Raw genomic sequence first — 21,642 nt, forward strand, 5'->3', positions numbered from 1 at the left:
TACACTACAGGGCTTTGATCTTGGCGTACTGTTCCTTCAGATTCGTCAATGATGATTGTAAACCGGCCAGTTTCTCGCGCTCTTTGTCGATGACTTCCGGCGGAGCTTTGTCGACGAAGGCGGCATTGCTCAATTTGCCTTCGATGCGCGGCAGTTCTTTTTCGATGCGCTGAATTTCCTTTTCCAGCCGGGCCAATTCGGCGTCTTTATCGATCAAGCCGGCCATCGGGATCAGGATTTTCATGTCGCCGACCAGCGCAATCGCCGATTCCGGCGCGTCGTCGTTCGCCGCCAGCCAAGTAATACTTTCCAGGCGGCCCAGTTTCAGCAGATAACTTTCGCTGTCTTTCAAATAAGCTTGATCGGTGTCGCTGCCGTTTTGCAGTAACACATTCAGCGGCTTACCGGGGGCGATATTCATCTCGCCACGAATGCGGCGGATGCCAAGGATGAAGTCCATCGTCCATTGGATTTTGGTTTCCGCGTCGGTGTTGATGGCGGCGCCATCACTTTCTGGGTAGGGCTGCAGCATGATGGTTGCGGCAGTCACCCCAGCTAGAGGCCCAACCTGCTGCCAGATTTCCTCGGTGATGAAGGGCATGATGGGATGCGCCAAACGCAACACGGTTTCCAGTACTTTTAATAAAGTTTGGCGCGTGCCGCGTTGCAAGGTTTCGTCGTCGCTTTGCAGCGAGATTTTTGCCAGTTCCAGATACCAATCGCAGTATTCGTTCCAGGTGAATTCGTAAATGGCTTGCGCGGCCAAGTCGAAGCGGTAGCTGTTGATGGCGTCTGTGGTCGTCCCGATAGTGCGATTCAAACGCGACAGAATCCACAAGTCGGCATGGCTATAGGTGCACTCGGCGCAATCGATGCCGTTATCTTGATCTTCGGTATTCATCAACACGTAACGGGCCGCGTTCCACAATTTATTGCAGAAGTTGCGGTAGCCTTCGGTGCGTTGCAAATCAAAACGGATGTCGCGCCCGGTGGATGCCAACGAAGCAAAGGTAAAGCGCAGCGCGTCTGTACCAAACGATTGAATGCCGTCCGGGAATTGCTTGCGGGTGGCTTGCTCGATTTTTTTGGCCAGATGCGGCTGCATCATGCCGGACACCCGTTTGGCTACCAAGGCTTCCAAATCAATGCCGTCGATGATGTCGATAGGGTCCAACACGTTGCCCTTGGATTTGGACATTTTCTGGCCTTCGGCGTCGCGCACCAGGCCGTGGATATACACTTCCTTGAACGGCACTTCACCCTGAAATTTCAGGCCCATCATGATCATTCGGGCGACCCAGAAGAAGATGATGTCGAAGCCAGTGACCAGTACGCTGGTGGGATAATGTTTCGCCAGTTCCGGGGTTTGTTCCGGCCAGCCGAGCGTAGAGAACGGCCACAGCGCCGACGAAAACCAGGTATCCAGCACGTCTTCGTCTTGCTTGAGCGGATAATCGGCGGCCAAGCCATGCGTGGCGCGGATTTCGGCTTCATTATGGCCGACGTAGGTGTTGCCCTGGTCGTCGTACCAGGCCGGGATACGGTGACCCCACCAGATTTGCCGGGAGATACACCAGTCCTGGATGTTGCGCATCCATTCAAAATAAGTGTTTTTCCAATTGTCCGGCACGAATTTAATCGCCCCGGTTTCGACGGCTTCGATGGCTGGCTTGGCCAGCGGGGCGATTTTTACGTACCACTGATTGGTCAATAACGGTTCGATCACCGCGCCGGTACGGTCGCCGCGCGGCACCATCAATTTATGGTCGGCGATTTTTTCCAGTAGGCCTTGTGCGTCCAAATCGGCAACGATTTTCTTGCGCGCTTCGAAGCGGTCCAGGCCAATATAGGCGTCAGGAATAATGGTAAAGCCATCATCGTTGCCGCGTATCGCCGCATCGACGGTAAAGATGTTGATCAAGCCGCCATGCGGTAGGTCGGCGATGGCGGATATTTGTTTGTGTCGCGACCAGACTTCGTAGTCGTTGAAATCGTGGGCCGGCGTGATTTTCACGCAGCCGGTACCGAATTCCGGATCGACATACTCGTCGGCAATAATGGGAATGCGGCGGCCGGTTAACGGCAATTCGACGAATTCGCCGAGCAGATGTTTGTAACGCTCGTCGTCGGGATGAATCGCCACGGCCGCGTCGCCGAGCAGGGTTTCCGGACGGGTTGTCGCTACCAGCAAATAACCGGTGCCGTTGGTCAAGGGGTAGCGCATATACCACATCGAGCCGTTTTCTTCTTCCGACAGCACTTCCAGGTCGGAAACAGCGGTGTGCAGCACCGGATCCCAGTTCACCAGACGTTTGCCGCGATAAATCAGGCCTTCTTCGTACAATTTGATGAACACTTCCTGCACCGCATCGGACATGCCGTCGTCCATGGTGAAGCGTTCTTTTTCCCAATCCAGCGACGAACCCATACGGCGTAGCTGGCGGGTGATGGTGCCGCCGGATTCTTCTTTCCATTCCCAGACTTTCTCGATAAACGCCTCGCGGCCCAAATCGTGGCGGGTTTTACCGTCGGCGTTGATGATGCGTTCCACCACCATTTGCGTGGCGATACCGGCATGATCGGTGCCCGGTTGCCACAGCGTGTTGTAACCTTTCATCCGGTGATAACGGGTAAGCGCATCCATGATGGTGTCTTGAAACGCATGCCCCATGTGCAAGCTGCCGGTAACGTTGGGCGGCGGAATCATAATGCAATACGACTCGCCCTCTTGTTTGGCGGCGAAGTAGCCGCTATCTTCCCAAAGTTGATACCAGCGTTGTTCGATTGCGTGCGGGGAATAGGTTTTTTCCATGTTTTTGTTGGATGAGCTTGTGGTGAAAACTAATATGATATTTTAACCGTAAAACGGTTGGGGGGTAGGGGTTTGGGTGGAAAGCTAAAAGAAGGGAAGCCTATTTCACATAGGCTGGCGAAATATACGGAACCATGTAATTGTATGTTGGGCAAGATGAGGCGGCATGAAGTTTGAATTAGAAGTAAGTCTTAGAGGCTCTGCCGACGAAGAATTGTTGGACGATTTACGTCGCAGCGCAAAAGCTCTCTGCCGAGAAACTATCACAATGGCCGAATACGCAGAAGTCGGAAAAGCTCACCCAAGCACAATTCAAAGGAGGTTCGGCTCATGGCCTAAAGCATTGAAGTTGGCTGGGCTCGAACCTAGCAGATCAAAAATAGGAATTTCCGATGATGAACTTTTCGAAAACATTAAGACGTTATGGATAAACCTTGGACGTCAACCAAGATATGGCGAGGTAAAAGCGCCTAGCTCTACGTTCTCAGCTGGAACCTATGAAAAACGATTCGGTTCATGGTTGAAGGCTCTTGGGAGGTTTGTTGAATGGGTCAACTCAGACGCCATAGATCAGCCTCATAAGATTGTAGAAGAGCAAATTACAGCGGACATAGCCATGCAGCCACACAAAGCAAAGCGCCGTACTCGCCGGGAAATATCTGATCGCCAAAGATTCCGAATCTTAGTCAGGGATGGTTTTCGTTGCAAAGCTTGTGGTGTAAGCCCCATTACGCAGCCAGGTGTTGAATTGCATGTTGATCACATTTTGCCGTGGTCAAAAGGCGGTGAGACAACCGATGACAATCTTGAAAGCAAGTGTAAGCAATGTAATCTCGGCAAGGGAAATGCCTTTAACAATTAACCAATCACTCAAATATTCATAACTCGGATTAACTCAGAACTCGTAGCCCCGATAAGCGAAGCGAAATCGGGGGAATGAAATGTTTCGAATTCGTGCGATTACGCTTCACTAGTCGCACCTACCACATCGCCACCTAACCATGACTCTCCACGACCTAACTCAACAATACGCTTCGGAAGGCCGGATCGAAGCGATCATTTTGCGTCCGGCGCGCAATGAGCCGGCGGTTGTTGTTGATGAGGCCCGCGCGGAGCCGGGTCGGGGACTACTGGGCGACCGGCGGGCAAATGCCGCTCGTTCCGGCAGACAATCGTCAAAACGCGAACTGACTTTGTTCCAGGCCGAGCATTTACCTATTGTCGCCAATTGGTGTGGACTCGGGGAATTGGAACCGAGTCGGTTACGGCGCAATCTCGTGGTTTCGGGACTCAACCTTATCGGTATGCGCTCGCCGTTTCCAGATTTGGTGTTGGAATGGGCGATTGGGGATGAAGTGATTATTCAAGTCACCGGGCCTTGCGATCCGTGCTCGAAAATGGCTGCCGAATTGGGGATGGGGAGTTATAACGCGCTACGCGGACATGGTGGGATGACGGCGCGAATTTTGGCGGGTGGCGCGATTCGAGTAGGTCACCGGGTGCGCTTGGACGCGATCCGGCATGTGGAATACTGTAGGCTGGGTTGAGCAGCGCGAAACCCAGCATTGAAGGCGTTTTGCGGGGTATTGTTTCGCTCGACTCAGCCGGCAACGGTCACGCCCTTTGCCGCTGCAACACCAAAGCTGTTTTGGTGAAGGCTTGCAATACCGGCCCCGCCCCGGCAATAGCCACCGCATCGACTAAGCAATACCAAGCCGCTACACCGCTAGGCGGGTTGCCTTGCGGCAGGTGCGAGGCGGGATCAATCTCGGCCCAAGCCCAAGTCCCGGCGCTGGTGCCGACGATTTCCAGCCAGGAGGTGATGAAGAACGCACCCAGATAAACCATCGGCGAGCGGCCTTTGAACAAGTAGCCCAAGAACACCACAAACAGCACCGCGCCGATGATGTCCAATCGTCCGAGGCCGCTCAGCCCCCACGCCACCCAGGTGCCGCAAGCCGTCACAACCAAAACGGCAATGCGGCGTGCGTGTTGCTGAAATAGTCCGGAGCGACCCAGTGCGACGGCGGTGAGATACACTAGTCCGTGACCGGCGGGTACGTAAGCCGGAACATTGCCGAAGCGGTAGATATAGCCTTTCATGTACACGGATGCGAAGTATTCGCCGATCACCGCAAAGGTTACCGCCACCGCCACCTGGGTGCGCACATACTTGCATTCGCCGCGCAGCCAGGCTATCAAAAACAGCCAGCCGAAAAACGCCAGAACGTATTGCATGAATTGCGGCGCGAAGCCGTCCATCGTCAAACAGATGGTGGTGGTGACAAAGGTAAACGCGGCAATCTGATAATCGCGTTTATTGTGCTCAGCGACTGTATTGACGGCGGGGAAGTGCGGTAAGGAAAAGAAACTCATGGCTTAGACAAAGGCGTAGGCAACGGCGATATAACGCAACACTTTACCTAAAAAAATCGCCAACAGCGAGGATAGGATGGAAAGGCGTAGCCAGCCGCCGGCAAAACACAGGCCGTCCCCGACCAGCGGTAGCCAGGAAAACAGCAAGGCCCAACTGCCCCAGCGGCGCACGGTATTTAGCGATTTTTGATGTTGCTTGGCTAAAGCTTCGGCGGGATATTTTTTGGCGGCCCACAGGCCCAACCACCAGGTGGTCATGGCGCCCAAGGTGTTGCCGATGCTGGCGATAGCCACCAACTGGCTGACGGAATGTTGTTGGCTGTTAACCAGGTAGGCCAGTACCGCTTCCGAACCGCCGGGTGCGACGGTGGACGAAATGAAAGCACTGATAAATAATCCCAGAGGGCCGAGCGATTCTAACTGCATTTGTTTAGCCCATAAAAAAGCCCCTGAAACAGCTGTTTCAGGGGCTTTTTACTTAGTCTTTATTTGTCCGGTAAGGCGATGACGTTTTTGCCGGATACCATTTTGATCAGCTTGCCGATCAGTTGCATGACATAGCCAACAGCGTGAGCGACTTGCTCCAGTACGGTAGCAACAATTTCGCCGGCGCTCATGCCTTTAAAGCGTTTTGCCAGCCAAGGTGCGGCAATAAAACCGATAGCCAAACCGACTACGGTGGTGCCGGAAACAATCGAATCATCGACTGCGGCAACAGGCACAGGTGCCGCTGCCACTACTGGGGCTGCCACGGGTGTGCTGGGGGCTGGCGCGTCGAGTTTAGGATCGTAGGGTCTGCCGCTGTAATCATCTGGGAAAATCGCCGCGGTTACCCCAGGAATGCTGGGCAAGTCCTCGCTGCCTTTGCCGACCTTCAATTGGGCTTTCATACCTTTTTCCATGTGCTGCGCGATGTCGCAATGCACTAAGTAGGTTTTGTCGCCCGGCGGTAGGATTAGCGTGCCGGATACTTTGCCGGGACCGCTGACTTCCAAATGGAACATACCTTTGGGGTACAAATATTTGGGTAATCCGTGCATCATCCATTGATGACGGATTTCATCTTCATTGACGAAATGTACAGTCAGTTTGGTGCAAGGTTCGAATTGAAACTCCTGCTGATCGAACGCAAACATGGTGCCGGGGAATTTCTCGGAATATTTGTGCCCGGCATGCACGGTAATTTCCTTGGTTGCGGCAATTTTGTCGCAGCCGCCGGGCAAGGTGTCGGTGTTCTGGCCCATAACCATGCCGCCATCCATATCCATCAAATGACCGTCGCCGTGGTTCATCATCTGATTGTGATCCTGCATTTCTTTTGCGGACGCAGCAGTCACAGATAAGGCGCAGACCAGTGTGGCAAGTGATACGAATTTGAACATTATTGCATTACCTCAAAGGGGCTTTGTGTATAGCGTGGATTATGCCGCGATAGTTCTGATTGACAAGGCTGCCGGAAATGACGTTATTCCGCCGCGCAGCATCGGCGGAATAACGGTTCTTGCGGCGTAATTCTTAGATTTCTTTCGCTTTACCAATTATGCCGTCAACTTTGCGTTTGAAACCGGCGTTAGACAGATAAAGGACGTACAAGCCAGCGAACAACACCAATGCATACAAGGCATAACTACCTTTGCTGGTCGGTTGACCCGCACCGGCTTTAAAGCTCATGTGTGCATCCAATCTTTCGCCATTATCTTGCAGTAGCGTGATGTGAATCAAATGTTTGCCGGCTTCTGGCACGCCTTGTGGCAGGTTCAGAATGACGGTGCCTGATTTATGTTTTTCGGCTGCTTGGAAGAAAACCCGTTTGCCTTCAGGCTCTTTGGTCACTTCAAATTCGATAGCCATGCCGCGATAGCGTTGGTCTTGATAGTCGAAGACCAATTGAGTCAATGTGTTGATATCGGGAATATTGCCGCAGAACTCTTCAGCCGGGTATGCGTTTGGCTGGTAGGCGGTGTAATGGATCCAGTGATCTTTTTCCAGTTCGAACTTACATTGGTCAGTATCAGTACCCGCGGCGCCACCGTGTGCCAATACTGTTGATGAAAAAATCAGGCCCAACAAGCCCAGTAAACCGTTTCTTAATATGCGAGAGCTTCTCATAAATACCCTTCCCGTGTTAATAAATGCTGTAGTTTTTATTATTTTTCATGTGGTTATACATGAACATGTTTAAATCATTGGCGAACGTAACTGCCTGATTTCGATCAAAACAGCGCTTAACTCTAGCACATCGCCCTAGCCAAAGAAAGGCTATCGTGCCGTAGTTGAGATGATCGATTCAAGCTGTAATTTTTTTTGTCAGCAATCAAAGACAATCCTTATAATGGGGTTATGAATCATCCCTTTAAATTGCCTCTGCCTGTTCAGGTCTACTGAAATATCCCCCTATCCGGTTAATTAAATAACAACAATATGTCCAAATTAATAAACTCTGCCGAATGGAATGCCGTTAAGCAACATCACCGCGAGATTGCCGGCAAATTTTGCATGAAGGATGCGTTCGATAAAGATCCGCAACGCTTCGACAAGTTTTCCGTGACATTTGGCGATTTGCTGTTCGATTTCTCTAAAAATCTAATTACCGAAGAAACTTTGCCTTTGTTGATTGAATTGGCAAGCCGCGCGGAGCTTTCCTCCAAGACCGAAGCCATGTTTTCCGGTTCCATTATTAATACCACGGAAAAACGCGCTGTCTTGCATACCGCTTTGCGTAATCGCAGCAACAAGCCGGTATTGTTTCGCGGTAAGGACGTGATGCCGGAAATTAATAAAGTGTTGGCGAAAATGCGGGTATTTACGGAACAAGTCCGTTCCGGCGCCTGGACCGGCTACACCGGCAAGACTATTACCGACATCGTCAACATCGGCATCGGCGGTTCCGATTTGGGGCCCAAAATGGTCGATACTGCATTGGCGCCTTACGGTAAAGACGGTTTGAAAGCCCACTTCGTTTCGAATGTTGATCAAACCGACATCGTGGAAACTCTGAAACCGCTCAACCCCGAGACTACCTTATTTTTGATCTCGTCAAAAACATTTACGACTCAGGAAACGATGACCAACGCCCGGTCGGCGCGTAACTGGTTTTTAAAAGCGGCGGTTGACCCGGCCAATATTTCCAAACATTTCGTGGCGATCTCGACTAATGTCGAAAAGGTTAAGGAGTTCGGCATAGACCCGGAGAACATGTTCGAGTTTTGGGATTGGGTCGGTGGCCGTTATTCCCTGTGGTCCGTGATCGGCATGTCCATTGCCCTATACATAGGCATGGACAATTTCGAAGAATTGCTGATGGGCGCGCATATCGCCGACGAACATTTCCGCAGTGCGCCATTCGAAAAAAACATCCCGGTCATCATGGGCTTGCTGGGCATCTGGTACAACAACTTCTTCGAAGCGGAAACCTACGCGATTCTGCCGTACGCGCAGTCCTTGAAATATTTTGCCGATTATTTCCAGCAGGGCGACATGGAAAGTAACGGCAAAAGCGCTACCATCAACGGTGAAAAAGTCGATTACAACACCGGTCCGATTATCTGGGGCCAACCCGGTACAAATGGTCAGCATGCCTTTTTCCAATTGATCCATCAGGGCACCAAGCTGATTCCCGGCGATTTCTTGGCGGCCGCGCAAAGCCAATACGACTTACCCGACCACCACGATATTCTGATTTCCAACTTTCTGGCCCAAGCCGAAGCGCTGATGCGCGGTAAAACCGAGGCGGAGGTTAGGGAGGATTTAAGCCATGAACCCAATCTGGATGACGCCCTGATTGCCTCCAAAATCTTCGAAGGCAACAAACCGTCCAACTCGTTTTTATTCAAAAAGCTGACCCCCAGAACCTTGGGTACCTTAATCGCGTTTTACGAACACAAAATCTTCGTACAAGGCGTGATCTGGAATATCAATTCCTTTGATCAAATGGGTGTGGAATTGGGAAAAGTGTTAGCGCGGGCGATTCTGCCGCAGCTGAAAAACGACGAGATGGTCACAGACCACGACAGCTCCACCAACGGCTTGATCAACGCTTATAAGCGCCTGCGTAAATAAGCTTAGACAATAGGCTGTTTTAGAAAACGAGCATTCTGTGTTTGGTAGGCAAGCCGTTTTCTAAACCTGAAGGTTGCAGCATATTTTCGCAGCCTTCAGGTGTCTTAACCCATTCAAGCATGCTTTGTCTGGTTAACCTTCCGGTTCGCGCCCCTCACAGGCGCACAAATTGATTCAAAAAACAAAAGCTATGCTGAGTGACTACTGAGCATAATCCCGCTTAGGGTATCGCATTGGGCTTGGTGTCATTCGGCTGTGTGCTCAACAAGACTTCGTGGATTACGGAAATGACGGACTCCGGCTTCTCCAGCGGAATGACGTGACCGCTATCTACCCAGCGTTGAATTGACCCCGGGTATAGCCGCGCAATATCCTTGCGTTTTTGATTGGCGTCGAGCGCCAGCGCAGAGGTATCCTCCAGAGGTTGCGCAGCGCTCAGCACTATGATCGGTCCGCCGCTATAGGGCGGGGCGGCCAATACTTCGTCACCGGTCAGGTCCAGGGCGGCCAGCTCTTGCTCGGCAGTTGCCGATGTCATCAAATCGAACAGCCAGCGCACCCAGAGCGGCCAGTTTTCGATTGCCCCGGCGCCTTTGAGTTGAGCAGGATGAGTGGAATCAACCAGAATCAAGGCCGCCACTTCATCTGGATGATGCCGGGCATACCATTGCATATACAACCCGCCCAGCGAATGCCCCACCAGCACATAAGGCGGCGTTAGGCCTTGGTTGACAAGCAATCCGCGCAACTCTTCGACGATATGCCGGCCGTCCCTCGCAGTGGCAGCCTCTTCGCTATTCCCGTAGCCGGCGCGGTTGTAAACCAAGGCCGTGTTATCGCGCGCTATCTTGGGATAAATTTCTGCCCACCCTTCTAAAGTCCCGCCCAGTCCGTTTTCGAAGATGACCGGTACAGTCTGGTGTTTGCTAAGCGCAAATTCCACCTGGCGGCCGGCGACTTCTGCCGTTGTTATGGCGGGGATGGTGGCGGAGCAGCCGCTTAGCCATAGCAGAAAACTGACCGTTATGGATGGTCTAAATTTCATCGGCCGCGTCCTCTGTCAGTTGAATTAGCGCTGGGTGTGTTTCTCGATGGTTACTGCGTCAATTGCCGGAAGCAATGATTTTGCCGGCGCTTGCCGCGAGCCAGCAAACCGGCCAGCCCCGCGCCGAACAGCCAAGCGGCGCCGGGCAGCGGTACCGCCGCGACATCGCCGTCGCGCACCGCCCAGACGTAATAATTGGTGCCTTTGCTGATGTAGTTTTGCATGCCGGTTGCGGTGCTCAGGTACCAGGCTTTGCTGGCGTCGCCACCGTAACTGGTGCCTAGCCAATAACCAAAGGATTGAATATGACTAAACAGACTTTCGTCGTCGGCAGTTGCCGGATCGTCGACGATGCCGTAGCCGGACTGCGGCCCGCCACGCGAATTGAGGGAGCCTTTGTTACCGAAGTCGCCGTAATAGAGATGCGCGAGCTCCGAACTGGCCGTGGAGACGTTGAATCCGCAATCGCTACCGCTGTATCCATAGTCGCAACCGGGCACTCCCAGGTCGTTGAAGGTCGGCAAGCGCCAATCGCTGTAGGTGGTGCCGCGCACACTGTCCGAGTAGCTGAGACCGTCCACCCAGACCACGGCGTTTTGCCAGCTCATCTTGCCTTCGGCGTCGAAGCCGCTGGTTTTGGCGTAATTGGCGTCCGCCAGCCAGGTGACGTTTTGCGCGCTATCGTAGATCAGGCCGCCGCCGCGGTCGAACAACTGGGCTTCGGCGCTACCGGTCGCTAGCGTGCAAAGCGCGGATAACCCGGCGCATATAGCTTTATGTTTCATCATTTTTTTCCAAAAAGTTAGTTATCGAAGGCATGTAAATACTCGTAAACCTGCCTAGCGGCACCGAGCTTAAGGGGCATTATCGGAAGGTGCGTGTAGTCAGGGAACCCTACCGGAGTAGGGTGTTGGCGCGTTAGGAAGTTTTGTTAACATGTATTTTTAATTCAACTATTAGAGCGATAATTTCAAGAGGAATTTACAATGAAACGCAGTCTGAAATGCCTTGCCCTGGGCTTAATGCTGCCGGTATTGCCGGCACACGCCAGTGTTTTGTATACGTTGGTGGATCTCATGCCGGAGAGCCCGTTAGTCAATTCGGGGGCGCGCGCTATCAGCGATGCCGGGCATGTTCTGGGTTTTACGGGGGATGGTGAAAGCTTTGTTTACAAAAACAATAGTGTGAGTTGGCTGTCCGTACCCAGATATGCAAACCCTACCGGGATTAATTCAAGCGGTGTGGTGGTGGGCAATTCTGCCGGGCGCGGGATTGTGTACAGTAATGGTGTCACGCAAATAATCGGGGGTTTCAGCGGCAGCCCTTATTCCAGTGTGGCCTACGGCATCAATGACGCCGGGCAAATAGTCGGCAGTGCGTGGAATGCCGAGGGCAATCAACGAGCCACTATTGCCGGTAACGGCAGCTTGACTGATCTGGGAACCTTGAATGGTGGCCAATGGAGTGCGGGGAATGCGATCAACAATAGTGGTCAGGTCACTGGCGAGAGTCAAACGCCTAATGGAGGTCACGCTTTTATTACCCGTAATGGTCAAATGGTGGATCTGGGCGCTTTTGCCTGGGGTGTCAGCAGAGGTTATGCCATCAACGACCTCGGTCAGGTGGCCGGCACATCCTATGTCACCAACAATGAAAAGCACGCTTTCATTACAACGCTTGATGACCACATGGTTGATATAGGTTTGTCCGGCTATAGCAGTGAGGCATTCGGTATCAATAATGCCGGACAAGCCGTGGGATATTTCGGCGACAATTTTGGTGGATCCAAACGTGCGTTCGTTACACTCAATGGCGTCATGACAGACTTGAACACACTGATTGCAGCCAATATCGGTTGGACGCTGATGACTGCTTACGATGTCAACAATAGTGGACAAATCGTTGGGGTGGGGATTGCCGCGAATGGCGTGCAACGGGCCTTTCTATTAAATCCGATTGCTGCTGTGCCCATACCCGCCGCCATCTGGTTGTTTGGTTCTGCTTTACTCGGTTTCGTTCCGCTGCGCCTGCGGGCTCGAATCTGAAAGCGCATGGCGGTTGTGGAGCTAACGCTTAGCTGCCACTTGGACAAGCAGCTCGTTACCCGGATGTAGCAAGGTTGCCGGGATTCTGAAGACGCGACAATTGGCTGCGCCTGCAAAAAACAACCCATAACACCGCGTTAATCTTGAGCGCTTTGGCCTCTGGAAGCCACCAAAGCGCCTTTGCTTACCTGCGTTAGGCATATTTTTCGCTCCTGTGCCCAGCGCTTCTATCAATCGGAGCGCTGGAGAATCAAAATGCTGCAAAAATTTGTAACGGTAACTTTCTTCTTGATCCTTTCCGGCTGTGCCACAACGGCAAGCAACCCTCCCGCCCAGGGAAGCAACAAAGCGGAAGGCAAAATATCAATGGCCATTGGCCGTGAAATGGGCAACTTCAAAATCACCCATTCACAGGCAACCGAAGCCCCCGCCGGTTATAACGGCATGCAGTACACCGTTAAAACTGACGATGGCGCGACCTTTAAATGTGAGATTTTAGAGCCGTCGGGGTTTGGTAAATTCGCGACCTGGGGCATGGCAAGCGGAGCGGACGCCATGTGCACCGATTTCACCAAAGGATCGAGCGACGTAGGCAAAACCAACAAGGCAAGTTGCAACGCTTTGCTGCAGGCGGCGGGCAAATGCTGAAGTAATACTCGACACGGAGCTCAAGGCGACGCTCCGTGCTCCTCTGCCGCAGCACCGATGGCTAGTGGAAGGTTATAAAACCGCATGTTAACGAAGGAGTATCCGGACACGAAAACCTGACTAACCGCGCCAAGTCTGGGCGGCAACATAATCGGAATAGCAAAATGGAAAAACCTTTTTCTAATCCCCGCCAAGACGGGACGGCTTGCTTCTCGGACATCAGTCCAGACGGTCAACTACGCCTACTGGACTTGAGTTTCGGGCGTATCGCCTTCGGTTTTGGCTTGATCCCCGTGGTCGCCGCACCGTTTACTGTCTGGCTGCATCAAATCGACAGGGACGCTCGCGCCTTTTGGGCTTGGGCCAGTATTTTTACATTGGTGGCGCTGGCCGTCCGTCTGTTGTTCCGCCGCTATCGGCGCGACTGCGCACAACTGGGCGCCGAACGGGCCATGCACCATTGGCTGCCCAAGGTGCATGCGCTGGCGCTGCTTTACGGATTCAGCCTGTCGGTACCGGTGATGATCATGTGCAGCGGCGACTATCCCTTCGAATTTGCGCTACTGTTTCTGGTCACCTGCGCGTCGATAGTGGCGGGCAACGCAACCCACCAGTCGCCTATCCTGAGTGCTTTCCAACGTTTCTTCGCTGCCAGTTGGGGCGCCTCGACACTGCTATTGCCGTGGGTATTCCCCGCACAATGGCCCTACGTAATGCTGTTGTCCGCGCTCTACATTCTGTCGATTTACAAACACGCGGTGCTCGTGCACCGGTTTTTTTTACAACAGATATTCCTGGAAGAAGGCTACCGCGCCGCCAAGGATCTAGCCGAAGCCGCATTGCGCGCCAAGAACCAGTTCCTGACCACGGCCAGCCACGACTTGCGCCAGCCGGTGCATGCCATGGGCTTTTTGATCGAATCCATTTCCCGCCGCAACCGGGATTTACTGTTGGGTCCCGCCTTGCAGGATTTGCGGCAAAGCGTGCAGTCGGTGACGCAGATGTTCAACTCGCTGTTGGATTTGTCCAGGATCGAGCTGGGCGCCCAGCCGGTCAATCTACAAACCGTGGCCTTGGACCCGTTGATGAACGACGTCGCGACGCTGTTCAGGGAAGAAGCCCGCGTCCGCCAAATCGAGCTGCGCGTGCGCGCCAGCGCCGGTAAAGCCTTGGTGCGCGCCGACCCGCTATTGCTGCGCCAGTCGATGATCAACCTGATGCAAAATGCCTTGCGCTATACCCAAAGCGGCGGCGTGTTGATGGCTGCGAGGCGGCGGAACGACAGCTGGCAGTTTGAGGTATGGGATACCGGCGTCGGCATCGCGGAAGATGACCAACAGCGGATTTACTCGCCATTCTTTCGTCCCGAGCATGCCTGGCGCATCGACAACGCCGGTCACGGCTTGGGCTTGGCGGTGGTGGCGCGTTGCGCCGATTTGATGGGCGCCAGCCAGGGTTTGAGTTCGCAGGAAGGCAGGGGCTCGCGGTTTTGGCTGCGGCTGCCGTCCGCGCGGATCGAGGAGCGGCGCGCGGTGGCGCGCGACCGGGATTTTGCGCCGGCCGGCCGTGGCGAAATGCTGAGCGGCCGTTGCCTGGTGATCGACGACGAGCCGCAAGTGCGTAACGCCTGGCAAGCCTTGTTGAACTCGTGGGGCGTGGAAACGGCTTGCGCCGCGTCCGCCAACGACGCCTTGGCCCTGCTCGATGCCGGCTTCGAACCGCAGGCCATTTTTTGCGACCAGCGCCTGCGCGCCGGCGAAAGCGGCTTCGAGTTGTTGCAAGCCTTGCTGGAACGCTGCCCGGACGCCGCCGGGGCAATGATCAGCGGCGAATTCAATTCGCCGGCCCTGGCGCAAGCCGAGCAGGAAGGTTACCTGATACTGCATAAGCCCTTGGACCCGGAGGCCTTGTACGCCGTGCTGAGCCGGCTATTGCCATCCAATCCGCTAACAGGGATAACCAAGAAAAATGCAATTGCCTAGTAGTAGTCTTGCCGGATGGCTGGGGCTGGCTTCCTCGGGTCTGTTGGCTTGGGGTAACTGGCACTACGCCCAAACGCTCCCCAACTACGACGCCATGCGCCAGACCATTAGCGAATTGGCTGCTTTCGGAACGCCATTGGCGGACCCAATCAATTACGGCCTTTTCCTGCCGGTGGGCTTGATGCAATGGCTGGCACTGGCTTGCCAGTACCGCATGCTCAAGCAGAACCGCACGCTACGCCGGGGCTTACTGGCGTTTTCCTGGGTGGGAACGGCTTATGTCTTTTGCGCGCTATTCCCGTGCGATCCCGGCTCTCCGCTGATGGGTTCCTGGCGTCAGCAAATTCATAACCTGTTCGGTGCGCTTGAATATCTGGGAGGCGGTTATGGCTTGCTGCTGTCTGGGCGTATTCCCGGCTCCCGCATCGCCATCCCTTTGAAAATTTCCGGCGTGCTGGTACTGACGGTTCTGGTGTTGCTGGCCATCCCTTTTCTGGCGGACTACAGGGGCCTGATTCAACGCATTGCCGAAAGCGTGTTGTTCGGCTGGTTGACGTTAGCGAGTGCTGTGCAATTGGCCCGCCTCTAGATTGACCCCATTGCAATCGCAAGGTAACCGAATAAAAGGCGCAAGTGGTATTAAACGTTACACGACCTTGATTCTAGCCAGGCTTTTTTCGTAAAGCTACCAAGCGGAAAAAAGTCCCGCGTCAGGCGGTCGATAAAGCAAGCGATGCAACCGACATTTGGCCTAGCGGAATCAAGCGGCTCTCAATTGAACCACGAAAATATTTTCAAAGCCGATTACCGGCTGCGCTAATGTTTGCCGACAGCCTGCTGTAGACGTCGAGCGAATTCGATGGATTTACCGTCGGCCGGCAGCGAGTCCGGTAAATAAATCTTAGCGTTCCAAATACTGCCATCATCCGCCTCTTTACTCATACATTGCTTTTTGCCATCCGCGTTGACGACGCATCGGCGCTGGTAACCGTTGGGAAGCGTATAGGTTTCCGATTCTTGTACGGGCCTGCTATCCGGCGCCTTAAGATTTTCCGGGGCAACCGCCAATTTGCGGCGATCGAACTTATTCCCCCCTGCAAGTTCGGCCGATTCTCGGGCGACTTGGCGCATATCGTCCAGTACCTTGGATAGGTCGAGTTTGGCAGGCTCGGGGTTTGCGGGATTCGCAGACCCGTCGGTCCGCGGCGCGGCGTTGTTCGTTTGTCGCGGCGAAGAGTCGCCATGATCAGGCAAAATCGGTGCCGGCTTTGGTGGCGTCCTTGATCTGCCTCCAGCCACCTTGGGCGGCGGGCTTAGCGGCAACTGATTTTGCCTGCCTTGTTCCGCTAAGCGTAGGATCTTGAATTCCACCGATAGCGCTGTCAAACGGTCCGCCGATTTTCTCGGCCGGTCTATATCGGTCAACGTCAACACTATCCCAAGATGTATCGACAGAGAGACGATCAGGCATAAGGCAAACCTGCGTGGCGCCGATTTGATCATTGGCATCAGCTATTGCCATTCTTGTAATGTGTTGCTAAGCGGCGTGTTGGTCTCGGAGGATGGGTTTCGACTGGACAAAAACAATAGATCGAGTTAACCATGGCGGGTAAAATCCAACCGCCCTAACTGGCTAGTTGGCTCGCGAGCTCACCCCGATAAACGCCTGATCGCTTCGGACATCGCATTTGAGCAAATAGGTTTGGCCTGCTTGTAAAACCAGGGTTTTCTTGGGTCTATGACTCGAAAATCCTTTAAAGCAATAGACTTGAATGTCGTACTCTCCAGGCAAGACATGAATCTCGCTGGGGTAGTCCGTAAAACCCGGCCAGCCAAATTCCTTTTGTTCGCCCGCGCCGTTGGCTTCGATCTTCGTATAGCCGATGATGGTCGCGTGATAGGCATCGGCAAAAGGGGTGCCCACAACACTTTGGATTACCGCAATCTCGTCAGCGCTAAGCGTGTCGCCCGCATATTGTTTGGCTGGCGTCATAAAACCGCATGAACAGAGCATGGACGTGGCAATCATGGTCATCACATTTTTCATGGATTCGCCTTGTCATTGCCGCGCAAACGTAAAGCACGCCCACCAAGGGTTAAAACAACCATAACCGGTAACAATGGAAAGTACGTTTTCATAGCGTCGCCTCTTTTTAATTGATAAACCTAAGGTTGATGTAACGGCATCGAATGTCTTATAAAATTCGCCATTTGCCGTATCTTCGTCATGGGCTGCTTTTATTGATTAATAAATCAGTGAGATCAAAAAGCGTTCTCCAAACAGCCGTTTTGCAGGGATGAAAATACCCGGAACCCTGATGAACGGCGACGAGCCTGGGCTGCATTATCGGAAGCGCGGTGCGGCGGCGTAACCCTACCGTAGTAGGGTATTGGGGCGCATCGGCTGTTTGTTAAGATGTAATTATTTTGCATGTTTTAGCGATAGCCTGGTTCGACGCAAAATGCCGAACCAGGCTATCGACCATGAGGGAGAGTTGAGCGTGACAAATTTGGCTAGCGCGTTGGTTATCGACGACCATCCGCTGTCGGCGAGCGGTATCGCCGATTTTTTGCTATCGCATTGCGGCTTTGGCCAGGCCCGGCCGGTATCCAGCATCGCCGAGTTTTGGGCGATTCTCGATGCCGCCCAGCCGCCGTCGTTGGCCGTGGTGGATTTTTGGCTGCCGGAAGGTGCGTCGCTGCCGTTGTTAGTGCAAATGAAACGGCAGTACCCAGCGACACGTTTGCTGGCAATCAGCGCGGACGACAATTCGGCCGTGTCGGACAAGGCACGCGAGGCCGGCGCCGACGGCTTTCTGCACAAGCAGGAAGCGCCGGAGATTTTCGGCCGTGCCGTGGCCGCGTTGCTACGGGGTGACACTTGGTTTCACAGCGGTCCATTTGCCGTGACAGGCAGCAATCAGCCGCTCAAGGAACTGCCGGTCACTGCTGCCGAGCTGGGTTTGACCGCCCGCCAAGGCCAGGTGCTGGCGATGATGCTGAAAGGCTTGCCCAACAAACGCATCGCCTTGAACCTGTCGCTGTCCGAGCAAACCGTCAAGGAGCACGTCACCGGTATTCTGGAACGGCTGGGCGCCCGCAACCGGATCGAGGTTATCACCATGCTGCGCGGCAAAAAACTGGAAGGCTCCTGATGCAAGCCACACTGGCCGATTCAACGGACAGCAAGCCGCTGCGCTTTGCCGACATCAGCCCGGCCGGCCAAGCTCGATTGCTGGACATGACGCATAACCGGCTGGTGTACGGGATCACCATTATCCCGTTTGTAGGCTTGCCCTTCGTGTACTGGAAGCATCAACTCGATCAAGACGTCTTGGGATTGCTGGCGTGGACGGTGTCGTATTTTCTGGTCGTGCTTGCCGTGCGCCTGCAACAGCGGCAATACTTGCGTGACAGGGCCAGCCTTGATCCGCATGCGGCAGTCGCCCATTGGCTACCCATCATTTTGCGCATGGCCTTGGCGCATGGGCTCGGCTTGGCGGCGCTGGTGCTTATCATCGCCGGTCGGGTCCCGTTCGAATATACCTTGCTGCTTTACATGAGTTTGGCGGCAATCATGGCGGCTAACGCCACCCACCAATCACCGGTATTCAGTGCGTTTCAGCGGTTTTTCGGTGCCGCTTGGGGCGGTTGCACACTGTTGACCCCATGGGCGTTTCCCGAGCATTGGCACTTAATCATGCCTCTGTGCGTCAGTTACGTCTTATCGATACACCGGCACTCGTCGATTGCCCATGGCTTTTTCCTGCAGCAAATAAAACTGGAAGAAGATAGCGCCAAGTTGGCCGAGAATTATCGGCGCGCCAAGGAGGAAGCCGAAGCCGCCTTACGCGCCAAAAACCAATTCCTGACCACGGCCAGCCACGACTTGCGCCAGCCGGTGCATGCCATGGGTTTTTTAATAGAATCGATTTCTCGCCGCAATCAGGAACCGAGTTTGCAGCCTGCATTGCAAGATCTGCAACAAAGCGTGCAATCGATTACACAGATGTTCAATTCGTTGCTGGATTTGTCCAGGATCGAGCTGGGCGCCCAGCCGGTCAATCTGCAAACCGTGGCGCTGGACCCGCTGATGAACGATGTCGCCACGTTGTTTCGTGAAGAGGCCCGCTCACGGCAAATCGATCTTAGAGTGCGGTTGAGCGGCGGCCGGGCCTTAGTCACCGCGGATGCCATGTTGTTGCGCCAGTCTATGATCAACCTGATGCAAAATGCCTTGCGCTATACCCAGCAAGGCGGGGTGCTGATGGCGGCGCGGTGGCGCAGTGCTTGCTGGCAGTTCGAGGTCTGGGATACCGGCGTCGGCATCGCCGAAGATGATCAACAGCGTATCTATTCGCCGTTCTTCCGCCCCGAACATGCCTGGCGCATCGACAACGCCGGACACGGTTTGGGTTTGGCGGTAGTGGCGCGTTGCGCGGATTTGATGGGCGCCAGCCAGGGCTTGAGTTCGCGGGAAGGCCGCGGTTCACGCTTCTGGTTGCGATTGCCGGCCGCCGCTCCCAGCCACGAGCGGTGGGCTATGGCGGCTGACCAGCCCGTCGCACCGGTCGAGCAAGCCGCAACGCTGAGCGGCCGCTGTCTGGTGATCGACGACGAACCGCAAGTGCGCAACGCCTGGCAAGCCTTATTGAATTCGTGGGGCGTTGAAACGGCGTGCGCCGCCTCCGCCAACGATGCATTGGCCTTGCTCGATGCCGGCTTTGAACCGCAGGCCATCTTTTGCGACCAGCGCCTGCGCTCCGGCGAAAGCGGTTTCGAGTTGCTGCAAGCCTTGCTGGAACGCTGCCCGGATGCCGCCGGGGCGATGGTCAGCGGCGAATTCAATTCCCCGGCTTTGGCCCAAGCCGAGCAGGAAGGTTACTTGGTGCTGCATAAGCCTTTGGACCCTGTGGCGTTACATGCCCTGCTGAGCCGGCTATTGCCGGCGGCCGACAATAACTACTCGTAAAAGACGCCAATTCGACAATCCCAAGCCTCAACAAATGGCGTTTATTTTGCTGGGTGCGATGGACACACACCCTAAAACCAGGAGTTTGCGATGAATATTTCGAACATAGGACCCAACCTTGCCGCTAGCCGCGCAGTCAGCGGAAAAACTTTGCCGTCGCCGGCAATCGCTAAAGCCGCCGAGGTAGCCGATCAAAGCCAAGCGCCGCGGACCGTCGATATGCGCCGGGTCTCGCTCAATGAAATCAACGCCTTGATCAAATCCGGCGTGGACGGTTTGCTGGATGTCGTGCCTTATATTCCCACCGCCACCATCAACTCCTCCGGCGCAGGGGATGCCGGCGACGTGAAGGTGGATTATTTGGGCCAGATCGAAGCGCAGATCGAATTTCAGAAAAGCCGTCACGAAGACACCGCTTTTCTGGAAAAAGTGTTGAGCAACGTTAAACGTCTCGACGGCATGGCCTTGCCGCCGAAACTGGATGTGATGGCTTGAGGCCCAGGACGCTGCCATCAACAGTTTAATAACCCAGTTCCAATCTATTTATCTTAACCATGGTGCTTGACCCTGACGCAACGTCACGCTCTATGCTGGCGGCACGCATAACGAAGGAGCCAAACCATGTTGCTTAAAGTGGGCGATCTTGCCAAACGCTGCGGACTGACGGTCCGTACTTTGCACCACTATGATAGCATCGGTTTGCTTAAGCCTTCCGCGCGTTCCGATAGCGGCTACCGGCTGTATAACCGGGCGGACATTTCCAGATTGCATCAAATTCAAGCCTTACGGCGGTTTGGGCTGTCGCTGGCCGACATCGGAGACATTTTGGCAAACCCCGGACTGAATTTAGCGACTATCGTCGAACGGCAGATTGAAGCCTTGGACCAGCAGATCGCGCAAAGTAAGGCCTTGCGTGACCGCCTGTCCGGCCTGCAACTGCAATTGATGCGCGGAGAAGAACCGGAGCTTGCCGATTGGCTAACCACATTGGAGATGATGACCATGTACGATAAATATTTTTCCGCCACCGACTTAAAGCGCTTGCCGCTACTGGATATAGACGAGACCTCCACCGCCGGCGAATGGGCGGCACTGGTTCAAGCGGTGCACGAAGCGATGCAGGCCGGGGTCGCGCCCGAGAGTGCCGAGGCCCAGGAATTGGCAAGGCAATGGATCAGCATGCTGGAACGCGACACCCAAGGCGATCCTCGGCTACTCGTTAAACTCAACGCCATGATGGTCGGCGAACCGACGATGCAAGCCAAAACCGGCGTGACGCCGGAAGTCGTCGCTTACATCCAGCGCGCGTTCATCGAGACCAAATTGACGATCTACGAAAAATACCTCGCAGCCGATGAATTCAGCTTTATGCGCGAAAACTACGGCAAGCGCGCCGACGAGTGGCCACCACTGATCGCCGCGATACGCCAACACAGGGAAGACAGCACACCGCCGAACGATTCGCGCATGCAGCAACTGGCGCGGACGTGGCTGGAATTGTTCCGCGCCTACGCCGGCGACGATCCGGAAACCCACGCCAAAATTCGTGCCGCGAACCAGGCTGAACCCTACCTGTTCTTTGGTACGTTTATCGACCAGCCGCTATTGGCTTATGTGTTTCAGGCGATGGCCGAACTGCGTCAAGCCCGATTGTCGGAGAGCTGTGTAGCCTAAGGTGAATGAGCAGGTTGGCCTTCTTTTAC

At 54.3% G+C, this 21,642-nt stretch carries 20 protein-coding genes; 11 read left to right on the forward strand and 9 right to left on the reverse strand.

Annotated features, from left to right (window positions below):
- Positions 1-4: 4 nt before the first annotated feature.
- Positions 5-2,812, reverse strand: a complete 2,808-nt coding sequence (locus CWO84_RS00185) for a valine--tRNA ligase (RefSeq protein ID WP_101051458.1) — start codon at positions 2,810-2,812, stop codon at positions 5-7.
- Positions 2,813-2,978: 166 nt separating this feature from the next.
- Between CWO84_RS00185 and CWO84_RS00190 the strand changes: the two genes are divergently transcribed.
- Both CWO84_RS00190 and CWO84_RS00195 read left to right on the forward strand, forming a co-directional pair.
- Complete coding sequence (locus CWO84_RS00190; protein ID WP_033158515.1) at positions 2,979-3,674, forward strand: HNH endonuclease; 696 nt, start codon at positions 2,979-2,981, stop codon at positions 3,672-3,674.
- Positions 3,675-3,813: 139 nt separating this feature from the next.
- Positions 3,814-4,359, forward strand: a complete 546-nt coding sequence (locus CWO84_RS00195; RefSeq protein WP_101051459.1) for an MOSC domain-containing protein — start codon at positions 3,814-3,816, stop codon at positions 4,357-4,359.
- A gap of 67 nt (positions 4,360-4,426) precedes the next feature.
- On the opposite strand, the gene CWO84_RS00200 is transcribed toward CWO84_RS00195, so the two are convergent.
- From CWO84_RS00200 to CWO84_RS00215, 4 genes are all read right to left on the reverse strand, one after another.
- Complete coding sequence (locus tag CWO84_RS00200; protein ID WP_033158517.1) at positions 4,427-5,188, reverse strand: hypothetical protein; 762 nt, start codon at positions 5,186-5,188, stop codon at positions 4,427-4,429.
- A 3-nt stretch (positions 5,189-5,191) separates the two neighbouring features.
- A complete protein-coding gene (locus CWO84_RS00205; protein WP_033158518.1) occupies positions 5,192-5,614 on the reverse strand; it encodes a YqaA family protein in 423 nt (140 codons plus the stop codon).
- A 59-nt stretch (positions 5,615-5,673) separates the two neighbouring features.
- Complete coding sequence (locus tag CWO84_RS00210; protein ID WP_033158519.1) at positions 5,674-6,570, reverse strand: multicopper oxidase; 897 nt, start codon at positions 6,568-6,570, stop codon at positions 5,674-5,676.
- 133 nt (positions 6,571-6,703) lie between these two features.
- Complete coding sequence (locus tag CWO84_RS00215; RefSeq protein ID WP_033158520.1) at positions 6,704-7,297, reverse strand: hypothetical protein; 594 nt, start codon at positions 7,295-7,297, stop codon at positions 6,704-6,706.
- Positions 7,298-7,609: 312 nt separating this feature from the next.
- Here CWO84_RS00215 and pgi point away from each other — a divergent pair, with 312 nt between their 5' ends.
- Positions 7,610-9,247 carry a glucose-6-phosphate isomerase gene (gene pgi / locus CWO84_RS00220; RefSeq protein ID WP_033158521.1) on the forward strand — a complete coding sequence of 546 codons (1,638 nt, stop codon included), beginning with the start codon at positions 7,610-7,612 and terminating at the stop codon, positions 9,245-9,247.
- Between the two features lie 220 nt (positions 9,248-9,467).
- Here the strand turns inward: pgi and CWO84_RS00225 are convergent, their stop codons facing one another.
- Together CWO84_RS00225 and CWO84_RS00230 are read right to left on the reverse strand one after the other, a co-directional pair.
- On the reverse strand, positions 9,468-10,292 hold the full coding sequence (locus CWO84_RS00225) for an alpha/beta hydrolase (protein WP_101051460.1): 825 nt from the start codon (positions 10,290-10,292) through the stop codon (positions 9,468-9,470).
- A 50-nt stretch (positions 10,293-10,342) separates the two neighbouring features.
- Complete coding sequence (locus tag CWO84_RS00230; protein ID WP_165786247.1) at positions 10,343-11,077, reverse strand: DUF1566 domain-containing protein; 735 nt, start codon at positions 11,075-11,077, stop codon at positions 10,343-10,345.
- 201 nt (positions 11,078-11,278) lie between these two features.
- Here CWO84_RS00230 and CWO84_RS00235 point away from each other — a divergent pair, with 201 nt between their 5' ends.
- The 4 genes from CWO84_RS00235 (at position 11,279) to CWO84_RS00250 (ending at position 15,556) form a co-directional block, all read left to right on the forward strand.
- On the forward strand, positions 11,279-12,337 hold the full coding sequence (locus CWO84_RS00235; protein WP_101051462.1) for a hypothetical protein: 1,059 nt from the start codon (positions 11,279-11,281) through the stop codon (positions 12,335-12,337).
- Positions 12,338-12,592: 255 nt separating this feature from the next.
- A complete protein-coding gene (locus CWO84_RS00240; RefSeq protein ID WP_051670333.1) occupies positions 12,593-12,985 on the forward strand; it encodes a hypothetical protein in 393 nt (130 codons plus the stop codon).
- A 164-nt stretch (positions 12,986-13,149) separates the two neighbouring features.
- Positions 13,150-14,967 (forward strand): hybrid sensor histidine kinase/response regulator, encoded by a 1,818-nt coding sequence (locus tag CWO84_RS00245; protein WP_101051463.1) that lies wholly within the window; start codon positions 13,150-13,152, stop codon positions 14,965-14,967.
- Positions 14,954-15,556 carry a DUF998 domain-containing protein gene (locus CWO84_RS00250; protein ID WP_101051464.1) on the forward strand — a complete coding sequence of 201 codons (603 nt, stop codon included), beginning with the start codon at positions 14,954-14,956 and terminating at the stop codon, positions 15,554-15,556. The genes CWO84_RS00245 and CWO84_RS00250 overlap by 14 nt, the downstream gene beginning before the upstream one ends.
- Positions 15,557-15,783: 227 nt before the next feature.
- Here the strand turns inward: CWO84_RS00250 and CWO84_RS24075 are convergent, their stop codons facing one another.
- Positions 15,784-16,476, reverse strand: coding sequence for a hypothetical protein (locus tag CWO84_RS24075; RefSeq protein ID WP_133120627.1), 693 nt, complete (start codon positions 16,474-16,476; stop codon positions 15,784-15,786).
- Positions 16,477-16,600: 124 nt separating this feature from the next.
- Complete coding sequence (locus CWO84_RS00265) at positions 16,601-17,014, reverse strand: hypothetical protein (protein ID WP_033158525.1); 414 nt, start codon at positions 17,012-17,014, stop codon at positions 16,601-16,603.
- 454 nt (positions 17,015-17,468) lie between these two features.
- Between CWO84_RS00265 and CWO84_RS00270 the strand changes: the two genes are divergently transcribed.
- The 4 genes from CWO84_RS00270 to CWO84_RS00285 all read left to right on the forward strand — a co-directional run bounded on the left by CWO84_RS00270 (position 17,469) and on the right by CWO84_RS00285 (position 21,613).
- Positions 17,469-18,122, forward strand: a complete 654-nt coding sequence (locus tag CWO84_RS00270) for a response regulator transcription factor (RefSeq protein WP_101051504.1) — start codon at positions 17,469-17,471, stop codon at positions 18,120-18,122.
- Positions 18,122-19,939, forward strand: a complete 1,818-nt coding sequence (locus CWO84_RS00275; RefSeq protein ID WP_033158527.1) for a hybrid sensor histidine kinase/response regulator — start codon at positions 18,122-18,124, stop codon at positions 19,937-19,939. Before CWO84_RS00270 ends, CWO84_RS00275 begins: the two co-directional genes overlap by 1 nt.
- Before the next feature lie 90 nt (positions 19,940-20,029).
- Positions 20,030-20,434, forward strand: a complete 405-nt coding sequence (locus tag CWO84_RS00280) for a hypothetical protein (protein ID WP_033158528.1) — start codon at positions 20,030-20,032, stop codon at positions 20,432-20,434.
- A gap of 126 nt (positions 20,435-20,560) precedes the next feature.
- Entirely contained in the window at positions 20,561-21,613 is a 1,053-nt protein-coding gene (locus CWO84_RS00285) for a MerR family transcriptional regulator (protein WP_033158529.1), read from the forward strand.
- The last annotated feature ends 29 nt before the right edge of the window (positions 21,614-21,642 follow it).

This window comes from Methylomonas sp. Kb3 (assembly GCF_002834115.1).
In the GTDB taxonomy this organism is placed as follows: domain Bacteria; phylum Pseudomonadota; class Gammaproteobacteria; order Methylococcales; family Methylomonadaceae; genus Methylomonas; species Methylomonas defluvii.

Bases quoted from the DNA above. Each gene is read 5' to 3' on its own strand.
- CWO84_RS00185 (WP_101051458.1), bottom strand. From the start codon at position 2,812: ATGGAAAAAACCTATTCCCCGCACGCAATCGAACAACGCTGGTATCAA.
- CWO84_RS00190 (WP_033158515.1), top strand. From the start codon at position 2,979: ATGAAGTTTGAATTAGAAGTAAGTCTTAGAGGCTCTGCCGACGAAGAA.
- CWO84_RS00195 (WP_101051459.1), top strand. From the start codon at position 3,814: ATGACTCTCCACGACCTAACTCAACAATACGCTTCGGAAGGCCGGATC.
- CWO84_RS00200 (WP_033158517.1), bottom strand. From the start codon at position 5,188: ATGAGTTTCTTTTCCTTACCGCACTTCCCCGCCGTCAATACAGTCGCT.
- CWO84_RS00205 (WP_033158518.1), bottom strand. From the start codon at position 5,614: ATGCAGTTAGAATCGCTCGGCCCTCTGGGATTATTTATCAGTGCTTTC.
- CWO84_RS00210 (WP_033158519.1), bottom strand. From the start codon at position 6,570: ATGTTCAAATTCGTATCACTTGCCACACTGGTCTGCGCCTTATCTGTG.
- CWO84_RS00215 (WP_033158520.1), bottom strand. From the start codon at position 7,297: ATGAGAAGCTCTCGCATATTAAGAAACGGTTTACTGGGCTTGTTGGGC.
- pgi (WP_033158521.1), top strand. From the start codon at position 7,610: ATGTCCAAATTAATAAACTCTGCCGAATGGAATGCCGTTAAGCAACAT.
- CWO84_RS00225 (WP_101051460.1), bottom strand. From the start codon at position 10,292: ATGAAATTTAGACCATCCATAACGGTCAGTTTTCTGCTATGGCTAAGC.
- CWO84_RS00230 (WP_165786247.1), bottom strand. From the start codon at position 11,077: ATGAAACATAAAGCTATATGCGCCGGGTTATCCGCGCTTTGCACGCTA.
- CWO84_RS00235 (WP_101051462.1), top strand. From the start codon at position 11,279: ATGAAACGCAGTCTGAAATGCCTTGCCCTGGGCTTAATGCTGCCGGTA.
- CWO84_RS00240 (WP_051670333.1), top strand. From the start codon at position 12,593: ATGCTGCAAAAATTTGTAACGGTAACTTTCTTCTTGATCCTTTCCGGC.
- CWO84_RS00245 (WP_101051463.1), top strand. From the start codon at position 13,150: ATGGAAAAACCTTTTTCTAATCCCCGCCAAGACGGGACGGCTTGCTTC.
- CWO84_RS00250 (WP_101051464.1), top strand. From the start codon at position 14,954: ATGCAATTGCCTAGTAGTAGTCTTGCCGGATGGCTGGGGCTGGCTTCC.
- CWO84_RS24075 (WP_133120627.1), bottom strand. From the start codon at position 16,476: ATGCCAATGATCAAATCGGCGCCACGCAGGTTTGCCTTATGCCTGATC.
- CWO84_RS00265 (WP_033158525.1), bottom strand. From the start codon at position 17,014: ATGAAAAATGTGATGACCATGATTGCCACGTCCATGCTCTGTTCATGC.
- CWO84_RS00275 (WP_033158527.1), top strand. From the start codon at position 18,122: ATGCAAGCCACACTGGCCGATTCAACGGACAGCAAGCCGCTGCGCTTT.
- CWO84_RS00280 (WP_033158528.1), top strand. From the start codon at position 20,030: ATGAATATTTCGAACATAGGACCCAACCTTGCCGCTAGCCGCGCAGTC.
- CWO84_RS00285 (WP_033158529.1), top strand. From the start codon at position 20,561: ATGTTGCTTAAAGTGGGCGATCTTGCCAAACGCTGCGGACTGACGGTC.